General features: G+C 71.4%; 18 protein-coding genes. 4 read left to right on the top strand and 14 right to left on the bottom strand.

Features of this window, described 5'->3' with window-relative positions; translation table 11 throughout:
• From ACFXGX_RS07395 to ACFXGX_RS07380, 4 genes are read left to right on the top strand one after another with little or no spacing between them, the layout of a single operon-like run.
• Positions 1 to 1,356 (top strand): DegT/DnrJ/EryC1/StrS family aminotransferase, encoded by a 1,356-nt coding sequence (locus ACFXGX_RS07395; RefSeq protein WP_384785982.1) that lies wholly within the window; start codon positions 1 to 3, stop codon positions 1,354 to 1,356.
• The gene (locus tag ACFXGX_RS07390) at positions 1,340 to 2,176 is read left to right on the top strand and encodes an HAD-IIB family hydrolase (RefSeq protein ID WP_384785979.1); all 837 of its coding nucleotides are present in this window, start codon (positions 1,340 to 1,342) and stop codon (positions 2,174 to 2,176) included. The genes ACFXGX_RS07395 and ACFXGX_RS07390 overlap by 17 nt, the downstream gene beginning before the upstream one ends.
• Positions 2,176 to 3,207, top strand: coding sequence for a Gfo/Idh/MocA family protein (locus ACFXGX_RS07385; RefSeq protein ID WP_384786163.1), 1,032 nt, complete (start codon positions 2,176 to 2,178; stop codon positions 3,205 to 3,207). Before ACFXGX_RS07390 ends, ACFXGX_RS07385 begins: the two co-directional genes overlap by 1 nt.
• Positions 3,204 to 4,247, top strand: a complete 1,044-nt coding sequence (locus tag ACFXGX_RS07380) for a LacI family DNA-binding transcriptional regulator (RefSeq protein ID WP_384785975.1) — start codon at positions 3,204 to 3,206, stop codon at positions 4,245 to 4,247. The genes ACFXGX_RS07385 and ACFXGX_RS07380 overlap by 4 nt, the downstream gene beginning before the upstream one ends.
• An 86-nt stretch (positions 4,248 to 4,333) precedes the next feature.
• On the opposite strand, the gene ACFXGX_RS07375 is transcribed toward ACFXGX_RS07380, so the two are convergent.
• The 14 genes from ACFXGX_RS07375 to ACFXGX_RS07310 all read right to left on the bottom strand — a co-directional run bounded on the left by ACFXGX_RS07375 (position 4,334) and on the right by ACFXGX_RS07310 (position 20,958).
• The gene (locus ACFXGX_RS07375; protein ID WP_384785972.1) at positions 4,334 to 5,350 is read right to left on the bottom strand and encodes a ScbA/BarX family gamma-butyrolactone biosynthesis protein; all 1,017 of its coding nucleotides are present in this window, start codon (positions 5,348 to 5,350) and stop codon (positions 4,334 to 4,336) included.
• 52 nt (positions 5,351 to 5,402) lie between these two features.
• On the bottom strand, positions 5,403 to 5,876 hold the full coding sequence (locus tag ACFXGX_RS07370) for a flavin reductase family protein (RefSeq protein ID WP_384785969.1): 474 nt from the start codon (positions 5,874 to 5,876) through the stop codon (positions 5,403 to 5,405).
• 137 nt (positions 5,877 to 6,013) lie between these two features.
• Positions 6,014 to 7,126, bottom strand: coding sequence for an LLM class flavin-dependent oxidoreductase (locus tag ACFXGX_RS07365; protein ID WP_384785966.1), 1,113 nt, complete (start codon positions 7,124 to 7,126; stop codon positions 6,014 to 6,016).
• Between the two features lie 126 nt (positions 7,127 to 7,252).
• Positions 7,253 to 8,536 carry an ATP-grasp domain-containing protein gene (locus tag ACFXGX_RS07360; RefSeq protein WP_384785962.1) on the bottom strand — a complete coding sequence of 428 codons (1,284 nt, stop codon included), beginning with the start codon at positions 8,534 to 8,536 and terminating at the stop codon, positions 7,253 to 7,255.
• 172 nt (positions 8,537 to 8,708) lie between these two features.
• On the bottom strand, positions 8,709 to 10,079 hold the full coding sequence (locus tag ACFXGX_RS07355; RefSeq protein ID WP_384785959.1) for a PLP-dependent aminotransferase family protein: 1,371 nt from the start codon (positions 10,077 to 10,079) through the stop codon (positions 8,709 to 8,711).
• Positions 10,080 to 10,081: 2 nt separating this feature from the next.
• Positions 10,082 to 10,375: a YciI family protein gene (locus ACFXGX_RS07350; protein WP_384785956.1), complete on the bottom strand. Its 294-nt coding sequence runs from the start codon at positions 10,373 to 10,375 to the stop codon at positions 10,082 to 10,084.
• Positions 10,376 to 10,495: 120 nt separating this feature from the next.
• Complete coding sequence (locus ACFXGX_RS07345; RefSeq protein WP_384785953.1) at positions 10,496 to 11,251, bottom strand: SDR family NAD(P)-dependent oxidoreductase; 756 nt, start codon at positions 11,249 to 11,251, stop codon at positions 10,496 to 10,498.
• The gene (locus ACFXGX_RS07340; RefSeq protein ID WP_384785950.1) at positions 11,248 to 12,576 is read right to left on the bottom strand and encodes an MFS transporter; all 1,329 of its coding nucleotides are present in this window, start codon (positions 12,574 to 12,576) and stop codon (positions 11,248 to 11,250) included. Before ACFXGX_RS07340 ends, ACFXGX_RS07345 begins: the two co-directional genes overlap by 4 nt.
• A complete protein-coding gene (locus ACFXGX_RS07335; protein WP_384785947.1) occupies positions 12,576 to 13,781 on the bottom strand; it encodes an IS701 family transposase in 1,206 nt (401 codons plus the stop codon). The genes ACFXGX_RS07340 and ACFXGX_RS07335 overlap by 1 nt, the downstream gene beginning before the upstream one ends.
• Positions 13,782 to 13,967: 186 nt before the next feature.
• The gene (locus ACFXGX_RS07330; RefSeq protein WP_384785944.1) at positions 13,968 to 15,743 is read right to left on the bottom strand and encodes a hypothetical protein; all 1,776 of its coding nucleotides are present in this window, start codon (positions 15,741 to 15,743) and stop codon (positions 13,968 to 13,970) included.
• Entirely contained in the window at positions 15,740 to 16,663 is a 924-nt protein-coding gene (locus tag ACFXGX_RS07325; RefSeq protein ID WP_384785941.1) for an FAH family protein, read from the bottom strand. The genes ACFXGX_RS07330 and ACFXGX_RS07325 overlap by 4 nt, the downstream gene beginning before the upstream one ends.
• Positions 16,664 to 16,945: 282 nt before the next feature.
• The gene (locus ACFXGX_RS07320) at positions 16,946 to 18,235 is read right to left on the bottom strand and encodes a mandelate racemase/muconate lactonizing enzyme family protein (protein ID WP_384785938.1); all 1,290 of its coding nucleotides are present in this window, start codon (positions 18,233 to 18,235) and stop codon (positions 16,946 to 16,948) included.
• Entirely contained in the window at positions 18,228 to 19,109 is an 882-nt protein-coding gene (locus ACFXGX_RS07315) for an alpha/beta fold hydrolase (RefSeq protein ID WP_384785935.1), read from the bottom strand. The genes ACFXGX_RS07320 and ACFXGX_RS07315 overlap by 8 nt, the downstream gene beginning before the upstream one ends.
• 13 nt (positions 19,110 to 19,122) lie before the next feature.
• Positions 19,123 to 20,958 (bottom strand): GH3 auxin-responsive promoter family protein, encoded by a 1,836-nt coding sequence (locus ACFXGX_RS07310; RefSeq protein WP_384785932.1) that lies wholly within the window; start codon positions 20,956 to 20,958, stop codon positions 19,123 to 19,125.
• Between the last annotated feature and the right edge of the window lie 150 nt (positions 20,959 to 21,108).

Raw genomic sequence — 21,108 nt, 5'->3', positions numbered from 1 at the left:
ATGACGACGACAACCCACCCGGCCGAGCCGTTCACCGGGGACAGCACCGGCATCCACCGGCTCGTCGGGGACGTGCTGCGCCATCGGATCCCGGCGTACGCGTGCTCCACCACCCTGGCCAACCAGGCCCTGGCGACCCTGGTCGCCCGGCAGCCGCAGCGGCTCGGCCCCGGGGCTGCGGGCTCCGTCTTCGCCGCGGACCCCCGCCGATCGGCCGGTGACCCGGTGCCCTTCCTGCCCAAGTCACGCCTGCTGACCCCCGACGAACAGCGCACGGCCGTCGAACGCTTCGCCCGTGCCGTGGCCGACGGCGCGCTGACGAGCGGACCCGCCGCGGCCGAGTTCGAGGACGCCCTGGCGGAATTCCTCGCCGTGCCGCACGCGGTGGCGACCAGCAGCGGCACGGACGCCCTGATCATCGCCCTGCGGGCCGTCGGAGTCGGCCCCGGCGACGAGGTCATCCTGCCCGCGAACAGCTTCGCGGCCACCGAGAACGCCGTCTGGGCCTGTGCGGCCACACCGGTCCTCGTGGACATCGACCCGGTACGCCTCACCCTCGATCCGGCGTTGGTCGAGGCCGCCATCACCCCAAGAACCCGAGCGGTTCTGCCCGTCCACCTCTACGGCCGCCTCGCCGACATGGCGGCACTCGCCGAGATCACCGGGCAGCACGGCGTGCACCTCGTGGAGGACGCGTGCCAGGCCATCGGCGTCACCGGCGTCGGACAGCACTCGGACGCCGCCGTGCTCAGCTTCAACCCGTACAAGAACTTCGGCCTGACCGGCAAGGCCGGCGCCGTGGTGATGCGTGACGGTGAACTCGCCGGAGCGGCCCGAAGACTGGCCTACCACGGCTTCGATCCCGAGCGGAAGAACGTCAAGCAGGAGACGTTCGGCCTGAACGCGAAAATCGACAACTCCACCGCCTCGGTCGCGCTGGGGCTGCTTCCCCGCCTGACCCTGAACAACTACCGCAGAGCCTTCCTGGCCAGGCGCTACCTCGACGGCCTGGCAGACCTCGCCGCGGACGGCGCGGCCGACCTGCCCGACTTCACACCCGACCACGCCTGGCACCTGTTCAGCGTACGGACGACCGCCGGAACGGCGGCCAGGGACGAGATCCGCCGGCACCTGCACACCACGGGCGCGGTGGAGACGGACATCTACTACCCCGTGCTCACCCACCAGCAGCAGACGCCGGTGCACCGCAAGCACTTCGCACACCTGACGCTGCCCCTGACCGAACAGGCGCACGCGACGGTCTTCCACCTGCCCCTGCACAACCAGATGTCCCTGTCCGAGCAGGACCGCGTGATCGAAGCCCTCCATGACGCATTCCGTGCCATCGCGCACTGACATCCCCCCGCTGCCCGCACTCGCCACTGTGCGGACCGTGGCCTTCTGCGACTTCGACGAGACCTACCTGGCGCACGAGAACACACCCGACCAGCAGCACTCCCGCCGGACGCTGGAGGACTATCTGGCCCGCGCCGGCGCGCGGCACGGGCTGCTCTTCGGCTGGGTGACCGGCAGCTCGCTGACCTCGGTACTGCACAAGGCCCGCGGCCACCGCCTGCGCTTCCTGCCGCACTTCATGGCCTGCTCACTGGGCACCGAGCTGTACGTGGCCGGCGACGCCGGGATGGTTCCGGAGCCGGGCTGGACCCAACGGCTCCCCGCCGCCGAACACATCAGGGGCCTGGCCCAGGAAGCCGTCCGGCAACTGCACGCCTTGGACGTGCCGCTGATCCCGCAGACCTGCCGAGCCCCGGACAGCCGCGTGGTCAGCTACTACTACGCCACGCGGGACCCCGAACGCGACGCCCGCCGGCTCGCCCTGATCGGACACATCGCGGACAGGTCACTCCTCGAGGTGAATCTGAGCCGCTGCAACCCGGCCGCCGGAGACCCCGAGGACTGCTACGACGTCGATTTCCTCCCCCGCGGCTGCGGCAAACGGAAGATCGTCGAACACATCTGCCGCCTGCACGGAGTGAACACGGCCCAGGCGTTCGCCTTCGGCGACAGCGGCAACGACCTGGAGATGCTCGCCTCCGTCGGGCGGGGCCTTCTGGTCGGGAACTGCACCGACGAGGCCCGCAGCCGCTATCCCCGCGTGTCCGGCAGCCGCCACACCGACGCGATCCTGTTCGAGTTAGAGGGAGCCCTGAAGTGATGCGAGTGGGAATCATCGGCGCCGGCGGCATCGGCCACATGCACGCCCGGGCGGTGGCGGCGAGCGACACCGCTTCACTGGCCGGCGTGTTCGATGTCGACCCCGCCAAGGCGCGGGCCCTGGCGCACGCCTCGGGAACGACGACGTTCGCCTCACCCGGCGACCTGTACGCGGCAGCCGACGGTGTCGTCATCGCCTCACCGAACCGCACCCACGCCGGCTACGCGCACGAGGCGATCGCATCCGGCCTGAGCGTGTTGTGCGAGAAACCCATGGCGATCTCCCTGGCCCAGGCCGTCGGCATGCGCACTCTCGCCACGGACGCGCCGGGGATCTGCGCGATGGGATTCAACTACCGCCACCTGCACGTGATCCGGGAAGCCCGCCGGCACATCGACGAGGGGACACTGGGCCGGATCCTGCACGTCGACGTCGCCTTCAAGCGGGCCAGCGCGCTCACACGCAAGCACTTCACGTGGCGCGACAGCGCGGAAGAACGCCTCACCAGCGGGGCACTCGGCGACCTGGGGGTCCACCTGATCGACCTGCTCCACTTCCTCTTCCAGCGGGCCGTCGATCCCGCCGCCTGCCAGGTCGCACTCCGGACGAAGGTCGCCCACAAGGGAAGCCGGGCCGTCGAGGTCGACGACCACACCTTCGTCAGCGGACGCCTCCGGACGGGGCCGTCCTTCACCCTGACCGCCTCGAAGGCATCGCAGCCCCACGAGACCGGTCTCACCCTGGCCCTCACCGGGACACGGGGCGAACTCACCCACGACTCCAAGGACGGGCCGGTCCTCCAGCTTCGGACCGGCGTCGACTGGGAACAGATCAAGCTCCTGGGGACCAGCAGGCTCGAGGACCCGCCCGGAGAGGTGACCGGCTGGGCGGACTCCTTCCTCGACCAGCTCCACGAGTGGACACGCGCCGCGAACGCGGCCCCAGGCCCCCGGACCCTGGCGGACTTCGAGGACGGCCACCGGGCCCAGCAGGTGCTGCAGGAGCTGCTGAGGATCGGAGAAGGCGGTTGACCTCACGGCCCCAAGGACACCGCCCCACACTGGAGGACGTGGCCCGGCGCTCCGGCGCGTCACGCTCCACCGTGTCCCGTGTGATCAATGGCTCGCCCCGGGTCAGCCCGGCCGTCGTCGCACGGGTCCGCAGCGCGGTCGCCGAACTCGGCTTCGTGCCCAACCAGGCCGCCCGAAGCCTGGTCACCCGGCGCAACGACGCGATCGCCGTCGTGGTGACCGAACCCCAGAACCGGCTCTTCGTCGACCCGTTCTTCGACCGACACCTGCGCGGTATCCGGCGGGAACTCGTCGAACAGGGAGCCCAGTTGGTGCTCCTGCTCATCGAAGAGCCGGACGACTACCCCCGGGTGGGCAACTTCCTGGCCGGCCGCCACGTGGACGGCGCACTGCTCTTCTCGCTGCGCGTCGACGACCCGCTGCCCGAGACGGTCGACCGGATGGGCCTGCCCGCCGTCTTCGGAGGCCGGCCCCTGCCCGGCCCGCGGGACCAGGGGCACGCCTACACCTACGTCGACGCCGACAACCGCGGCGGCGCCGCCGAAGCCGTCCGCCACCTGGTCGCCCAGGGACGCGGACACATCGCGACCATCACCGGCCCGCTCGACCAGGCCGCCGCGATCGACCGCCTCGACGGATACCGCGACGTACTGCCCGACAGCCCGCCCCACCTGATCACTGAAGGCGACTTCACCGTCCAGGGCGGAGCGGACGCCATGCGACGGCTGCTGGACCGCAACCCGGGCCTGGACGCGGTCTTCGCGGCATCGGACCTGATGGCCCGCGGAGCGTTGCGCACACTGCGGGAACACGGTCGCACCGTGCCCGACGACGTCGCCGTCATCGGCTTCGACGACCTGCCCCTGCCCGAGGAGAAGGACGAACCACTTCTGACGACCGTGCACCAGGACATCGAGGGGATGGGCCGCCTGATGGCACGCCTGCTGTTCCGGCGGATCCAGGAAACCGGCGACACGCGCGCCGGCAGCACCGACTCGGTCATCACCCCGACCCGCCTGATCCTGCGGGAGACGGCCTGAGCGACCGCGGCCGGCGCGGGGGCCTGCCAGGCGGGGTCGACGTCACCCGCGGGTGAGGACGCCACCGGCCGGGCGCCCCGCCGAGGTCAGTCGCACAGGGCCGCCACCACCAGGCTGTCGAAGACCAGGGTGCCGTCCTGGGTGGCGGTCACACGGACCGCCGTGTCCTCGGCAGCGTCCCGCTGGGGGAGCGGGGTCGCGGCGATGTGGCACGCGATGTCCAGCTCCACGGGGTGGTGGAAGGCGCTGCGCACCTCGATGGGAAGAACCCGGTACGGGGCGCAGACCGCCTGAGCCGCCTGGCGGGCGGCCTCGAGGAGCAGCATGGCGGGCACGTGGTCCACGGGATGGTCGAAGAGGGCCGGGTGACTGGGGTCGACCCGCAACTGCCAGGTGTGGCCGTCCCGGCCGGAGCGCGCGGCCGGGACGCCGAGCACCACGTCCCGCACGTCCAGGCGCCCCACGACGGGCGGCGGCAGGGCCTCGGGCAGCCGGGGCAGACCCGTCGGCGGCCCGAGACGCTCCCCGCGCAGCCGGGCGTACGCGGCGGGCGAGAGGACGTCGAGGCTGATGCGTCCGGCACCGACGAAGGCGTCGTCGTCGCGCAGCAGTTCGGCCTCCACGGTCATGACCGTCGCCGCGTGCGCACTCGCATGGGAGTCCGGCTCCGCACCCGCGCCGGGAGCCGAGTCCGGGTCGGGGGAGCGGGCCACCTCCAGCCGGATCTCGGCCGGCCGGCTGCCCAGGAGGAGCGCGGCCGGGGCGACCTCGATGTCGAGCTCGCCGATGATCCACTGGTGGCCGCGAGGGATCCCGTAGTAGGTCTGGCCGACCAGCAAGGACGCCTGTCTCAGGGATTCGGCCGCGAGCAGGGGGTCGTACCAGGTACCGGCGATCGGCGTGTAGAAGGCGTGGCCCCGGGGCCACTGGGCGCCGAGGAAGAAGGTGTCGGTGCCTGTCCGCTGCCAGTCGGTGATCAGCACGTCGGCGATGGCGCTGCGGTCGACGAGGTGACGGGGTGCGGTGCGCAGGTAGGAGAGTTCGCCCTGACCGGAACCGTGGTCCGGTGCCAGGAACGCGCGCGAGGGTTGGATCAAAGACACGCGGGTCTGCCCTTCTCGTGGCCGGTGGTGGGGCGGGCGTCGGCGGCCCGTGTCAGGCGACCAGTTCGGCGAAGCGTCCGGCGTGGAAGACCAGCGGGCCCTCGGTGTCGGTGACGGCGCCCTCGACGGCGTCGGCGATGACCAGTTCGTGGTCGCCGGCCTGGTGGATGGTGGCGATACGGCAGTCCAGCCAGGCCAGACCGTCCGCGGGTATGGGGTGACCGGCTCGGGTGGAGTCCCACTCGCCGCCGCCGAAGCGGTCGGCGCCCTTGGTGGCGAACGTCCGGCACAACTGCGCGTGCTGCCCGCCCAGGATGGTCACGGCGAAGCTTCCCGCCTCCCGGATCGCCGGCCAGGTGGTCGACGTGGACGCCGCGCACAGGGCGATCAACGGCGGGTCGAGGGAGACGGAGGTGAAGGAATTGACGGCCATGCCCACGGGGCCCGTCTCCGTCTGCGCGGTGATCAGGACGACCCCGGTGGTGAACCGGCCCAGGATGTCGCGAAAGGAACGCTGCTCCAGCATGTGATCTCCAAAGGTTGTCTGGTGGCCGGGCAGGGTCGGCGCGGGGGCGGAACTCGCCGCCCCCGCACCGTGTGACTGTCCCCGCACCGGGTGACTCGCCCCGCGCCGGGCGATCCGCCCCGCGCCGCGGGCGATGATCAGCGGCCGGCGCGGCTCGCGATGGCCCAGTCCACCGCTTCCTGGGGACGCGACGCGGAGCCGGTGATCTGCGGGGACACATACCGGGCCAGCAGTTCGAGGCTGAGGTTGGTCTTCTCGTACGAGGTCCAGTCGGCCACGTAGACCAGGAGCTTGCCGAAGCCGCCGGTCGCCTCCTGCATGCGCCGGATGCCCTGCACGACGTCCTCGACGGAACCGACGAGCGCGCCGCCGGCCTCGACCCGGGCCTCGAGCGCCCGCTCGCGCGGGGTGTCCGGGCTGATGACCTCGCGGCCGGCCGCCTTGCCGAAGTACTCGAACAGCCAGCGGTCGTAGCCCTCGCGGACATCGGCGAAGGCCTGGGCGCGCGTCTCCGCGACGTGGACCGGAAGCGCGATGCGCCAGTCCTCGCGCCGCAGGGTCCGGCCGTGCTCGTCCGCGGACTCCTCGGCGTACTTCCACTGCTGCGCCAGGCCTATGTGGTCCGGGGCGCCCGGCGTCATCAGCGCGAAGGGCAGCGCGAACGACGTCATGCTCAGGCCGTACTTGCCGACCAGGCGCGGGCTGGAGGAGGAGGTGCCGCTGGTGGCCATGGCCACCTCGATGCCGTCGGGGTTGAAACGGGGCAACTGGAGCTTCGCGTCCTGGAGTTCGTACCAGTCGGTCTTCTGCGTGATCCGGGAGTCGCCGTTGACGAGCTCCAGGACGGTCGGCAGCGCCTCGTCGAGGCGCCGGCGCTGGACGTCGGGCGCGAGGCCGAACATCTTGGCGTCGAAGGGGACGCCGGGGCCGACACCGAGGATGTAGCGGCCGCGGCTGAGGTGGTCGAGGTGGACGGCGCGGCTGGCGACATGGAAGGGGTGGTGCCCGGACAGCGGTACGACGCCGTGCGCCAGCTTGATCTGGCTGGTGCGCTGGGAGGCCGCGGCGATCATCGTCTCGGGGGCGCCGACCAGGCCCCAGCCCAGGGTGTGGTGTTCGCCGAACCACGCCTCGTCGAAGTTCAGGCGGTCCGCGTGCTCGACCAGGTCGAGGTTGCGGCGGACGGCGAGGTGCGGGTCCTGGCCGGTCTCGTGGACGGGGGACAGGAAGAGACCGATACGGCTGTGCACAGCATTCCTCCGAGGAGATATGAAGACGGATCTGAAGGTGAATCCGGATCTGAATCCGGTTCTGGTGCGGTTCTGGTGCGGGTCCGGCTGAAGGTGTGGGTGCGAAGACCCACGGAAGGCAGCCGGCTACGGCTGGGTTTGGGGCTGCGGGGCGACCCGGTAGACGGAGTCCTTGAGGCCGCGGACCTTCTCGTAGTCGGCGTCGAGCTGCGCCTCGTCGCGCGCCGTGAGGTAGACGCGCATGGAACTCGTGAGCAGGTCGGTGGTGGGGCGGATCCGGGAGCCGGGAGCCAGCTTCAGGCCGGCCAGGAACACGCTGTCGAGCCCGCGGATCTCGTCCACCGCCGCGCTGTCGACGCTCTCGACGACACCGTCCTGTTCGGTGGGGGTGTTGTAGACGACGCCGGGCCGCAGCCGGGTGTAGACGCGGCCGCCGTACTCCCGGCGGAACTCCTCCGGCCGGACGTACGCCCGGGCGGCGAGCCCCGCCTGGTTGTGGCCGAGGCACACGTCGTGGAAACCGGCGTGGATGTTGCCGTTGAGGCGGGTGCCGATCTCGACCAGCGCCGGGCCCTGCTCGGTCATGATGACCTCGGCGTGCGCGGGCCCCCAGCGGACGTCGAGAGCGGCCAGCACCTCGCGTACGTACGCCACCAGGGCCGGCACCGGACCGGCGTCCGGAGCGAGGAGGATGTCCCGGTTGTAGATGTTCTTGCCCGAGGGCAGGAGCGTCTTCTCGTACTGCCACACACCGCAGGCGTAGTGCTCGCCGTCACTGCTGACCGTGTCGACGATGTACTCGATGCCCTTGAGGTACGACTGGACAAGGATCTCGTTGTTGGCCGCGCCGAAGATGTCCTGCGAGGCCAGCCCGGCCGAGGCGGCGGCCGCCACTTCTTCGGCGTTGTCGCAGATGTACACGCCGTCCGAGGCCGCCGAACTGAGCGGCTTGACGACGACCGGGTACGCGCCCCGCTCCTCGGCCCAGCGGACCAGCTCCCGTACGTCGCCGCTCTTGAACTGGTCGGCGCACCGCACACCGGCTCGCCGCAGCGCCTCGATCATCTCGTACTTGTCCCGGCGGGCCGCCGAGAGACGGGTGCCGTTGGACGGGACGCCGAGCGCCTCGCTGAGACGGTCCGCCAGCGGTACGGCACCCTCCTGGCCGGCGACCACACAGGCCGGGGCGTACGGACGGAGCCGTTCCAGCAGCGCCTTCTCGTCGCCCTCGACGATGTTCTCCTCGTACTCCGACAGGCCGGGCGCGAGCATCGACGGGATGAGTTCCGGGGTGCTCTGCACGTGGACGACCCGTGCACCGGTCTCGGTGAAGGCCGCGGGGTAGAAGTTTCCGGCGGAGTAGCCGTCGACCACCACGACGGTGGGCCGCTGACTGCTGGTCTGGCTCATGGGCGTCCTTCTTCTGACGCGACGCGTGGTCGCTCGATCACCAGGGGGAGTGCACAGCGAGGGTGAGGAGGGCGCGGGGCTGTGAGGCCGCTGGGTGTAGGGGCCGTGAGATGTGCGGGCCGCTTGGTGTGCGGGGCCGCTGGTGTGCGGTGCGTACGGGTATGACGGGGTGCTACGCGCGCGGTGAATCCGCGATGAAGCGGGCCAGACGCGCGATGCCCTCGCGAATCGCCTCCGGCGCGAGGTTGCTGAAGCCGAGCCGGATCTGCCGTTCGCCGCCACCACCGATGTGGAACATGCTCATCGGCGCCCAGCTCACGCCGTAGTCACGGGCGCAGCGCTCCATCTCCGCCAGTCCGGCCTCGAACCCCACCTCCACGGTGAGGAAGAAGCCGCCGCGCGGGGTGTTCCAGCGCACCTGGTGCTCGGCGTACCGCTCGGGCGGGAAGTGCTCGGCGAGGCTGTCCAGCGTGGCCTGGAGCCGCTCCAGGTAGACGGCGGCCAACTCGCGGGTCGCGGGGCGCAGGGTGTGGCCGTTCTCGACGAGGATGCCGCCGACCACGGCCTGGGACAGGGAGGACGATCCGACACTGAACATGGCCTTGGCCCGGGACAGTTCCTGCGCCAGCGTGCGCGTGACGCCGTCGGCGGCGGTGACCGGCTGGTCGGCGACGAGGTAGCCCAGGCGGGCGCCGGGGAAGGCCGACTTGGCGAACGAACCGAGGTAGATGACCCGGCCCGCCGTGTCGAGCGACTTGAGGGTCGGCATCGACTCGCAGTCCCGTGCGAACAGCCCGTAGGGGTTGTCCTCCAGGATGACCAGGTCCTCCTCGGCCGCCACCTCCAGCAGACGCCGGCGGGCCTCGAGCGGCAGCACGGTTCCGGAGGGGTTGGAGAAGTCGGGGACGAGGTAGACCGCGACCGGCCGCCTGCCCCCGGCCCGTACGGCGCGCGCCGCCGCGGCCACCGCCTCGGGGTCGAGGCCGTCGGGGCCCTCGCCGATCCCCTCGACGGGGATGTCGAGCATCCGGGCCGCGCCACGGATGCCGACGTACGCGGGGGAGACGCTGAGCAGCACGTCGTCGGGGCCGGCGAACAGACCGCGCAGGGCGACCAGCGTGGCTTCCTGGAAGCCATGCGTGATCATGATGGCTTCGGCGGAGACGTCGATGTTCTCGTCCTGCCGCAGCATCTGTGCCACGTCGTCCTGGATGAAACCGTTCACCGGTCCGTACTGGAACAGCATCCGGGTGATGCGGTGCTGCGGGACGCCGCGCTCCTGGAGGTGCTTGACGTAGCGGTCGATGTGGAACGAGAGGTCCGCCAGGTCGTGGTTCCCGTCGTACGGCGCTCCCGAGGAGAAGGAGAGGGCGTCGGGGAACCTCATGGCGGTCTCGCTGAGGATCCGCATCGAGTCCATCGCGGGGTCGGCGATCCCGGCGTGCAGGGCCTCCTGACGCAGCGCCACCCAGCCGCTGTCCGCCGCCTCCGATGCCGGTGACGCGGGCGATGCGGGCGATGCGGGCAATGTCGTAGTGCTCAAGGTCAGATCTTTCCTTCCGTGATCCAGCTGCCCTTGCCGGGCGACCACTGGCGGATGCGGGTGGCGGCGACGATCCCGCCCTGTACGTAGGGCTCGGCGTCCAGCACCTTCTGGAGCTCGGCCCGGTCCTCGACCTCGTAGAGCAGCAGGCCGGCGTTCTCGTCGGCCAGTGGCCCGCCCAGCAGCAGCACGCCGCTCCGGGCGAGGCGGTGAAGGTTCTCGGCGTGCGCCGGGTGCAGTCCCTGGCGTCCCGCGCGGTCCACGTTGTACTCGAATTCGACGACGAACTTCGCCACGGTTGTCTCCTGTTCGCTCTTCCTGGTCCCGCCGGTCCTCTCGGGCCGCCGGGGGTTCCGGTCCTGCCGGATGCCGGCCCGCCGGTGGGTCCCGCTCCTGCAGGCCGGGTCCGGCGGGTCTCACATGTAGAGGCCGCCGTTGACGTCGATCACCGCGCCGGTGGAGTAGCCGGCGCTCTCGGAGCACAGGTGCAGAACGCTGCCGACCGCCTCGGCGACCGTGCCCATGCGTCGCATCGGCAGCTTCGAGAGCACCGCCTGCTTCTGCTCCGGGTCGCGGCGCTCCCAGGCGCCGGCCACCCGGTCCGTCGCGATGGGCCCGTGGGCGACGACGTTCACGACGACCCCGGCGGGGGCGAGCTCGTACGCCATCTGCTTGGTCATGCCGATCACGGCGGCCTTGGCACCGACGTAGGCGGCGTTGTTGAAGTGGCTGTAGGTGCGGCCGCCGGCCGAGGCGAAGTTGACGATGCGTCCGTAGCCGTCCTGCGCCATCCGCGGGGCACACGCCTTGATCGCGACGAACGTGCTGACAACGTTTTCCAGGTGGGACTGGCTGAAGTGTTCCTCGGTCAGGTCCGCGTACCCGATGACCCGGGTGTCGCCTCCCACCCCGTTGACCAGGATGGAGGGGGCGTGCCGGTCGACGATGTCGGCGAGCTGTGCCTCAGCTGCGGGGATGTCGGTGATGTCGCCGACCACCACGTCGACCTTGGTCTGTTCTGCCAGTTCGGAGGCGAGGCGGTTCACGGCCTCCTCGTTCTTGTCGAAGAGGACGAGGGTGTGCCCCTGGCGGGCCAGGCCGCGCGCCACGTCCTGAAGGATTCCGCCCGCCGCGCCGATCAGGAGGGCTGTGCGCGAGGTCTCTACGGTCATGTCGTTTCCCTGGGTTGGGGTTGGGCTTGGGATGTGGAGGGTTGGTCTTGAGGGGCCTGGGACCGGGGCTGGGGCGCGGTGGTCCTGCCCGGCGTCGTCGCGGGCTCGGGGGCCGGTGCGCCGGCGGCGGCCGACCGCTTCGCGGTGGTGACGGCGAAGTCCGAGATCCGGGTCATGGACCTGAAGCCGGCGGCGACGCCGAGGCCGAGGACCAGCAGACCGATCCACAGGAACGGGTATCCGTAGGCGTTCGCCACGGTGATCCCGATGGGGCCGCCGATGACGAAGGCGGCGTTCCAGGCGAAGAAGTAGGAGCCCTGGTAGGTGCTGACGCGTCCCTCGGGGGCCCGTACGGCGATGAAGGTCGCCGACATGGGCGCCCACAGGACCTCGCCGAGCGTCCAGACGACGGTCGCCACGGTGAACAGGACGATGTCGTCCGCCAGGGCGTTGAGGCCGAAGCCGACGGCCATCAGCGTGGCCGCCAGGACCAGCGGCGTCTCGTCGCTCATCCCCTTGACCGCCTTGGGCACCAGGGGGAGCAGGGCGATGGAGAGCACCGCGTTGATGGCCAGCACGATGCCGATGTCTCCCGGACTCAGCCCCGACCCGCGCATGTCCAGCGGCAGGGCGGAGTTGACCTGGAGGTAGACGCAGGCCAGCAGGAAGACGAGGGCGAGGAAGGCGACCAGGACCGGGGAGCGGTAGGGCTCGCCGATGCTGCGCGCCGCGCGCCGCAGGGCCGACGCGCCGGCTCCCTCGTGCTCCTCCGGGTGCATCTCGTCGGCGGGCAGGGCGCAGACCAGGAGCGCGTAGGCGGCGCTGCCGGCGGCCCAGACGAGGAACAGTGCGGGCGGGTAGAAGGAGAGCAGGAACCCGGAGATGACCGGGCTCAGCGACATTCCGACGTTGAAGCCGACGAGGAAGAGACTGTAGGCCTTCGAGAACTGCTCCGCCGGGACGATCTTGGCGATCAGCCCGGCGCCGGCCGGCCGGTCCACCGCCGACAGGAAGCCGGTCGCCAGTGACAGCAGGCCGAGGGCGTACACATCGGTGGTCACGAGGAAGAGCAGGGCCGTGACGGCCGCGAGTGGCTGGGCGGCGATGATCGTGCGCCGTGGCCCGATCATGTCGGCCACCGCGCCGCCCACCAGCCCTGAGGCGAGGATGCCGGCCCCGAACAGGCCCACCATGATCGGTGTGGTGTGCGCGTCGACGAGGTGGTCCTGCTCCAGGAAGAGGACCAGGAAGGCCGGGGCGAGGATGCCCAGCCGGCTGACGGTCTGTCCGGCCCAGAGCAGCCAGAAGGTTTTGGGAAGCGCCATCAGGTGCCGACCCTTCGTGTCGTGGTGAGACTGCTGTACGCGAAGGCGGCGGAGACCAGCGTCATGTGGTGGTGCCATCCGGGGTAGGACCGGCCTTCGAAGGCGCGCAGGCCGAAGTCGTCCTCCAACTGCCGTACGGTGTCGGCGGTTCCGGCGTGCAGAGCCGCGAGTTCGAGCAGCTCACCCGCGGGCCGGTTCACCAGGCTGGTGATCCAAGTTCGTCCGAGGCGGCGGGTGTCCGGATCCCATTCGGCGAACACGCGGTAGGTGGGCGGGTGTTCTGCGGCGCGGGAGGCGCGTGCCGCGCCCGGCTCCGGTTCGGGCAGCCTGACCAGGCCGGTCAGGACGTGCGCCGTACGTTCATCGCCCCGCCGGGTCCGTATCGTCACGAGGTGCGGCGCCGCGGCTTCGCGGCGGGTGAGGACCTGCCGTGCCGTCAGGGCCGCCAGCGCGGTTGCGTGCTCGGGGCGAGGGGGGCGGGCGCCCAACTGCGGGGCAGGGGCGGCCAGGACCGGCAGGGCGGCGGGCACCGCGACGACGAAGTGACGTCCACGGGAGCTCAGCGCGCGCACGATCTCCCCGGTGTCCGCGTAGCCGTCGAGGTCCGCGACCACCGGCACCTCGGCGAGCTGCCCGCCCGCCGGCAGGCTCTCGATCAGGTCGAGGGTCTGCGCCTCGGCGGAACGGTGCTCGGTGCTCTCGGGGATGCGGGCCCGGCGGCGCAGCGCCGGGTCGTTGGACCACTGGTCGGGCAGCAGCAGACGCCAGTCGACGGGCACGTCCTCGGTGTCCGTGGACAGGAAGGCGCCCACGCCGACCTGGCAGTTGAGGGTGCGGCCGGCCTGGGGCACGAAGCGGCGGTGCACACCGCAGGACCGGTCGCCCCGCTTGGGGACCACGGCCAGGCCGATGGTCCAGGCGCGGGGCGCGGTGTGCCGCTGCACCCAGCGGCTCAGCTCGGCGCGTACGGGTTCCCAGGCCCAGGGGCTGGCGTTGATGAACTGGTGCAGGGACTGGGGGGCCGTGCACGAGTCCGACACGGTCGCCGCCAGGCGCCGCACGGTCTTCTTGCCCGGCGTGGTCAGGAGCCCCTCCATGTAGGCGTGCGCCCACCGCCGCTGGTCGGCCCGGGGCAGCCGCCCGAAGAGCTCCTGCGTGAACGCGGAGACCGATGCCCGTGGCCGTGTAGCCGGCTTCGTCGCCATCGCTTGTGTCCCTCCCGCTGGTCCTGCTGGTCCCGGCTCCTGAGCGGCGCCACACGGAAAGAATAGAGAACGATCGCTTTGTTTTCGACATCGGGGTGGGGACTGCCGGATACTTTGCGAAGTCCGTCCGCGGAGCGAGCCGAGAAACACGACCTGACCTGCGCATACGCGAAAACGGCGCGCAGGTCAGGCAACGAGGTCCAGGGCGCGTGCGGTCAACTCCGCCGCGATCTCGGGTGCGTTGAGCCCCCCGTCGCCGGTGGAAGCACCTGCGCTCGCCCTCGCTTCCGGAGGGTCGGGCATCCCCAGCGACAGTGTGAGGGCGCCCTTGAAGCGGGACAGGTGCAGAACGCCGAACGGCCGGGGCGCCGCGCTGGGCACGGCCGTTCCGGGGGAGATCCCGTACGGGGTTCCGCAGCCGCTCCTCCCGTATCCGGGCTCATACGGGGTGGTGCCGTGCATGACCCCGTACGGGGATGTCCCGTGCACGGCCTTCTGCGAGGCGGTCGCGTAGGACGGGGTTCCCCAGGGGGTTGTCCCGAACTCGGCCCCGTACGAGGCGAGCCCGTACGAGACGGATCCGTACGACACGGTTCCGTACGGAGTCGTCCCGTACCGGGTCACCAGGGCCGCGTGGTGGCCGAGCGCGGTGTCCGCGCACCCCTCCTGCGTGACCCGGAAACCGAGCCCGCCGCCGGCGACGGCGGCCGCCGTCTCGGCCTCCACCGCACGCCGGATACGGGCATGGTCCTGCCGGACCGGGTGCCATGCGGCGTCCGCCTCCCGCACCGCCAGACCGTACGCGCGGGCGTGGTCCGCCAGCGCGCCACCGTCCCCGGCCCGTACGGTCGCCCGTACGACGTTGACGAAACAGCCCACCTCGGACACCCGGACACTCTCCGCGTACCGCCGACGCAGCGAGACCGCCGTCAGCAGTGCCACCTCCTCCTGGCCCACCGCCCGCGCGCACGAGTCGGCCAGCGCCGCCGCGAAGAACTCGCCCGCGGTGATGCGGTGGCGTCCGCACCACGCCGTCAGGCGCGCGCTCTGCCGGGCCGTCAGTGATATCGGCGCCACGCCCCCCGCGCCGATGGACGCAGCCACCGTCCCCGCCGAGTTCAGGGCCGGCCGGAGGTCCGAGGGCACCGGCGCTCCCGGGACCGGGGTCATGATGTTCGGCCCGGCCGAGTGGAGGCCGAGCGGGGCCCGCGGGGCCGGGATAGGTCCCTGTCCCCGTCCCGGCCCCGTGCCCAGGTACGGCGGTGGCGGCGGCTGATAGGTCAGCTCGTCCGCGTCGGGGGCCGGATCCTGCCGGTAGCCCACCCGGCCGCAGCCGGCCGGGCCCTCGCCGAGCAGGGCGTCCAGCAGCGCCCGCAGCAGCCGGGCCATGGACGGGCCGTCGCACAGCGCCGGGTGACAGGTCAACAGCAGATGCGTCGCGGCGGCGGCCGGATCGTGGCCGACCCCCAGCCGCCACAGCGGACCATCCGCCGTCAGGACGTCCCCGGCCCCGGACATCAGGACGTCCCCGGCCCGGGACACGGACTTCAGGACGTCCCCGGCCCGGGACACGGACTTCAGGCCGTCTCCGGCCCGGGACAACAGAACGTTTCCGGCCCCGAACGTCAGCACGTCATCGGCCCCGGGCGACGTGACGTCCCCGGCGCCGGCCCGACCGACACCGGGGACGGCCGCCGTGCACATCTCCTGGCGGAGCTGGTCCGGTGCGAATCCGGGCACCTCGTGGAACCACAGGCTCCCGCCCTCCTCCACGATCCGCAGGGACAGGGCACGAAATCCCCGCGCCCACCGCGCCACGGCCCGCTCCACGTACGCCGGGGAGAACACGGCGGCCACCGTCAGACGGGTGGCGGCCTGGGTCTGCCCGCCCGTCAGCGCGTGCCGGTAGGCGCAGGCGGCCTCGGTCCCGCTGAGCCTGCGCAGCACCCCGGCCGGCGTCATCCCGCGACTCGTCCCGGGACCGGCCGCGTCGCCCGCCCGCCGGGCCAGGAGACCGTGTTCGTGAGACTCACCCCGTGGCTGTTGAAGTCGAGCGTGACGCGGTCCTTGTCGGCCATCGTGAACCCGCCGTGGAAACTGCTGCGGTCGGCGCCGAGGTACACGTAGTGCACCCGCCCCGGATGCAGCAGCGCCCCGTGGGCGAACAGCCCGGACATCATGTCCTCCAGCCCGTAGTGCAGAGCCTTGGTGCCGGTGGTGAAGTCGCCTTCCCAGACCCGCGCACCGTCCCGCTCGATCGTGACGCGCCCGGTCACCGACCGCGGCGGCTCGTCCAGGAACAGCCAGGACGCCATCCCGGCGTCGCAGAGCTTGGCGTACGACAGATGCCCGGCGTGGCGCCGGAACCGGCCGATGTCGGTGAGGTCGTTGCCGAAGGTGTAACCGGCGTAGCGCGGGCTGCCGTGCTCGTCGGTGACGAACACCAGCACCACCTCCGCCTCCTCGCACAGCGCGACGGCGCCCGGCGGTACGGCCAGCGGTTCGCCGGAGACCTTCAGGACCTCCCCGAGCCCCTTGACGAACCAGTTGGGCTGCGCCTGCGTGGCGGCGTCGACCTTGACGTTGTGGGTCTGCATGAAACCGCTGACCATCGCGTCCCCGACGGACGCGGGCAGCAGCGGCGGCCGCGGCGCGAGGCCGTCGCGCCCGGCGGCCGTCACGACCACCTCCTCGCGGCCCGCGATGAGGGCCGCCCGCAGCGCGGCACCGTCACCGCCCGCCGCCGACACCGCGGCGACGACCGCTGCGCCCAGGTCCTCGCCGGGGCGCACCGGATAGAGACGGACGGCCTCGCCGTCCACGGGCAGGCCGAGGCCGAAGTGGCGCTCACCCTGGTAGGTGCATTCGAAGAACACGTTCATGGCAGAGATCTCCTTGAGGTCGGGGCATGACTGACAGGGATGTCAGGGCAGGGATGTCAGGGCAGGGATGGCAGGGCACGGTTGACAGGGATGTCAGGGCACGGCTGGTGGTGCGGCGCGCATGGTCCGGCGTCCGGCGTCCGGCATGCGGCGTCCGGCGTCCGGCGTCCGGCATGCGGCGTCCGGCGTCCGGCGTGCGGCGTGGGGCGTGCGGTGTCCGGCGTGCGGTGTCCGGGGTGCATGGTGCGACGTCCGGCGTGCGTGGTGCGTGGAGTTTGGTGCTCAGAGCGAGGCGCCGACGGCGGGTCGCGGGGCGGCGACGGGCCGCCAGGAGCCGCTCTCCTCGGTGAGGGCGAGCACGGCCCACGGCTCGGCCGCGTCGTTCAGCGTCAGCCCGAAGCCGGAACCCGGCGCGGGCGAGAGGGTGTTGGCGTGGCGGTCGACGACCGGGCGGGGCGAGACGATCATCTCGGGGAAGAAGCGGTCGCTCTGGCCCGCCTCGACGGTCAGCGCGTCACGGTGGCAGAAGGCCAGCGCCCGCCCCGCGTTGATGAGCGGGCCGACCTCGGCCACCTGGACACCGATCTGGAACGCGATGCCGTGCCGGCGGGCATGGCCGATGAGCCGGGCCGCGGGCAGCGGGCCGCCGTTCTTCGCGACCCGGATGTTGAACGCGTCGCACGCCCGCGCCTCGACCGCCGTCCGGGCGTCCTCAAGGGTGCACAGGGACTCGTCCAGCATGATCTTCAGCCCCGCCCGGCGGCGCAAGGCGCCCAGAGCGGCCCAGGAACCCTTGGGCAGCGGCTCCTCCACGTAATCCGCCCCGGCGTCCCGCAGCCGCCACGCGTGGGGAAGCGCGGTGGCCTCGGTCCAGCTCATGTTCGCGTCCACCATGACCGGCACGCCGTCACCCACGTGCGCGCGCACCGCCCGGACGCTGCGCGCGTCGCGCTCGATGTCGTCGGACGCCTTGATCTTGACGAAGTGGAACGGGCCGCGGGTGGCCAGGAACTCCTCGGCGGTGATGCTCAGGTCCAGCACCTGCGAGATGGGCAGGGGGGCGGCGGGCGGTGCACCACCCGCGGTCGGCCCGGCGCCGCCCGTCAACTCGGCGGCGCCGTCGACCAGTTCACTCGCGTCGCCCGTCAGTTCTGCCGTGCCTTCCATCAACTCCGCCGTGCCGCCGATCAGTTCCGCCGCGCCGAGCCCCAGCCGGCGGCCTAGCAGGTCCAGGACCGCCGTCTCCAGCAGGCACAGCAGGTTGTTCCCGCCGGTGATCCCGAAGACCCTCGCGAAGCCCTCGCGCCGCATCCGGTCGAGGAGTTCGGCCGGTTGCTCGCCGCGCAGGAGCGCGAAGATCCGTTCCAGAGACGTCCGGCGCAGGACCGCGAGGACGGAATCGGTGCTCTCGCCGGTCACGTACGTCCTGGGTGCGCACTCGCCGATACCGCTGACGCCCTCGCAGGTGAGCCGCAGGACCAGGCTGTCGGAGGCGGCACGGCGCGCCGCCGGGTGGTCGAAGCGGGCGTGCATGGGCTGGCGCACCCGGTGGAGCACAGCGGCCTCAGGCATCGCGGTCGAGCCCCTGGAGCAGGGTGTGGGTGGAGGTCCAGTCGACCAGGTCCGCCGTGACACCGGTGAAGAAGAGGTAGTGCTTGTCGGTGGGCAGCTTCATGATCGTCCCGCGGTCCGGCGCGATCGCGGCGAACACCCGGTGGGCGCTGTCGAGGTCGACGATGGGGTCGCTCATGCCCGACACGAAGGTGGCCGGGACCGCGGGGAGCGCCCGGTCGCCGGGTTCCAGGTAGCGCCGTTCGAGTTCCAGCAGGGTGCCCCGCGAGCGGCGGGTGATCAGGTGTACGGCGAGGTCGTCGTGGTCGATGAACTCCTGGTACTTGGGGTCGTCGGTGAAGTCCTGCGACTTCAGGCCCGCGTCCCACGGCTCGGTGCCGGTCTCGGCTGCCAGCGCCCGCAGTTGGTCATCCCCGAGAGTGGCGTGCATCCGCCCCAGCCAGGCGGAGCAGAAGACGGCCGCGTCGTAGCGGGTGGTGAAGTCCGGGTGGTGCATGAGGGCGGCCATGAAGGAGCCGCCCAGGCAGTGGCCGAAGAGCGACAGCGGCACGTCGTCGCCGATCATCTCCCGTACGTGGGCCAGCGCGGCGATGTAGTCACCGAGCAGCGTCTCGGCCCCGGGCAGGTCCCCGCGGTCGCCGGGGCTGATCCCGCTGCCCCGCCGGTCCAGGACGAAGAAGGCGATGTCGTTGTCGGCGAAGCGGGGGCCGACCTCCCACATCCAGCCGGCGTGGCTCTGGAGGCCGTGGAAGTAGAAGACGGCGCCCTTGACCCGCTGGGGCCGCCAGAGGTGCAGGGCCAGGTCGACGCCGCCGGACGGCAGGTCGATTATCTCGCGGCGGGTGTTCTGCGGAGGCCTCTTGGTCTCGATCATCTCGTTGTTCTCCTCAGCGTACGTAGCGGCCTGCGGTGGCGACCGCGGCGATGGTGGGTAGGGCGGGGGTGACCGACGTGTGGGCGGTCAAGGCGACCGGCGAGTCGACGGTGGTGATGACGGTGACGGCGGTGATGGCCGGTATGTCGGCGGTGGCCGTCGGGGTGTTGACCGGTGTGTCCGTGGTGAGGCCGTCGATGCCGGCCATGAAGTCGACGTCCTTCTGGAACGGCTTGTACTTGTACTGGGTGGCGTTGCCCGCCTGCCGGCGGGACTCGGCGTACGCGGTGATCGCGTCGATCGGCACGGTGCGCACCCTCAGCGGCCCGAGCCGGCCGCTGTCCCGCTTGGAGGCGTACTCGATGTTGACCTCGCACAGTTCCCGGTCCACGGCCTGGGAGAGGGAACGGTCGAGGTCCCGGCCCGGGACGGGCACCTCGGCGGCGACGACGTAGTACGGCGGCTCCGCCCACTGCGGCCCGCACATGTACAGGCCGGTGTCGAGACCGAGCCCGGCCATGCCCTGCTTGATGGCCTGCGTGACCTCGGCCTCGGTGATCTTCTCTCCGGTGAAGGAGTGGAAGATGCCGTCCCGGTGGACGAAGTGCAGCCACGGGGTGCCGTCGACGACCCTGTCGACGCGGTAGATGTCGCCGGTCCACAGCCGGTAGAGGCCGTTGCCCTGAGTCATGATCAGGTGGTAGTCGCGGCCCGCCTCGACCTCGTCGAACAGCAGCGTCCGCACCGGCTTCCCCGCGTCGACCAGCTCGCCCAGCGGTACGTCGGCGGGGACGAACTCGAAGAAGGCCTGGCCGACCGCGAGCGGCTGACTGTCCAGTGAGTCGTCCACCGGGATGGACGTCACGCCCTCGGTGCCGCAGCCCATGAACGGCAGCTTGCTGACTCCGGGCAGCACCGCGTCCAGCTTGGCGCGGTACAGCTCCGCGCTGGAGGACAGCCAGCAGCTGTACAGGGTCAGCGAGGGCCACACGTCCGTGAGGCTGAACTCGCCCTTGGCCAGCACCGATTCGAGGTGACGGGCCGCCGCCTCGTCCGGCTCGGACCACGGCAGGCCGTCGAGCGTGCCCTCGCGCAGATCGCGTACGAGCTCCTCACCGTGCTCGGCGACCAGGTCGCGCAGCGATATGAGCGTGCTCGGGTTGATGGCCGATATGTAGTGCAGGTCCTTGCCGACGAGGTGGCGGATGCGGTGGTACATCCGGCCCGCGTGAGTGGCGGGAGCCTGGGTGTTGAACCAGGGGGACTGGTACCACGGCGGGTTCCAGTCACGGCTGTTGATCTGCGGGTGCCGGTTGCTGATCGCCTGGTGCTCCACGCCGTGCACGAAGTCGTACACGTCCTCGCGGACCGTCTGGGTGTCGAGGGTGGCCCAGGGGTGGGCGAGCAGCTCGGGGTGGTGCAGGAGGTAGGTGCCCCACATGGCCTTCATGGCCGGGATGCGGTAGGTGAGCAGCCAGTGCAGGGTGTACGGGACTCGCTTGGGCACGCCGGTCGTACCGCTCGTCTTGAGCCAGCGCAGTACGGGGCTGCAGGAGAGCACACCTCCCTTGGTACGGGTCTCGCGCTCGATCTCCGGGAGGAAGTCGGCGTACCGCCTGATCGGCAGGACCGAGCGGAAGCGGGAGGGGTCCTCGGCCGTGACGTTGTAGCCCCGCGCCTTCCAGTGGAGGGAGTCGGCGCAGACGCCGATGATGTCGCGCAGCACCCGTTCCTGCGCGGACTTGGGGTCCTTGAGATCCGCGAGCAGGTCGTCGCGGGCCTGGAGGCACTCCTGCACGAACGGGTCACGCCGGTTGTTCCAGTGCTGCTGCCAGTCGGTGGTGTCCATCGGTGTCGTTTCTCCTTGCGGATAAATGTGGATAAAACGGTCACGTGGGGTATGGGGGTGCCCGTGGGTCAGGGCATCCGGGGGAGGAGGGGGAGGGGAGGAGAGAGGGAGGAATTCGACGGGGAGGGGCGTGGCCTGGGGCCCGAGGGT

The organism is Streptomyces sp. NPDC059371 (genome assembly GCF_042751995.1).
GTDB lineage: Bacteria > Actinomycetota > Actinomycetes > Streptomycetales > Streptomycetaceae > Streptomyces.
This window is presented reverse-complemented; position numbering and strand designations above follow the sequence as displayed.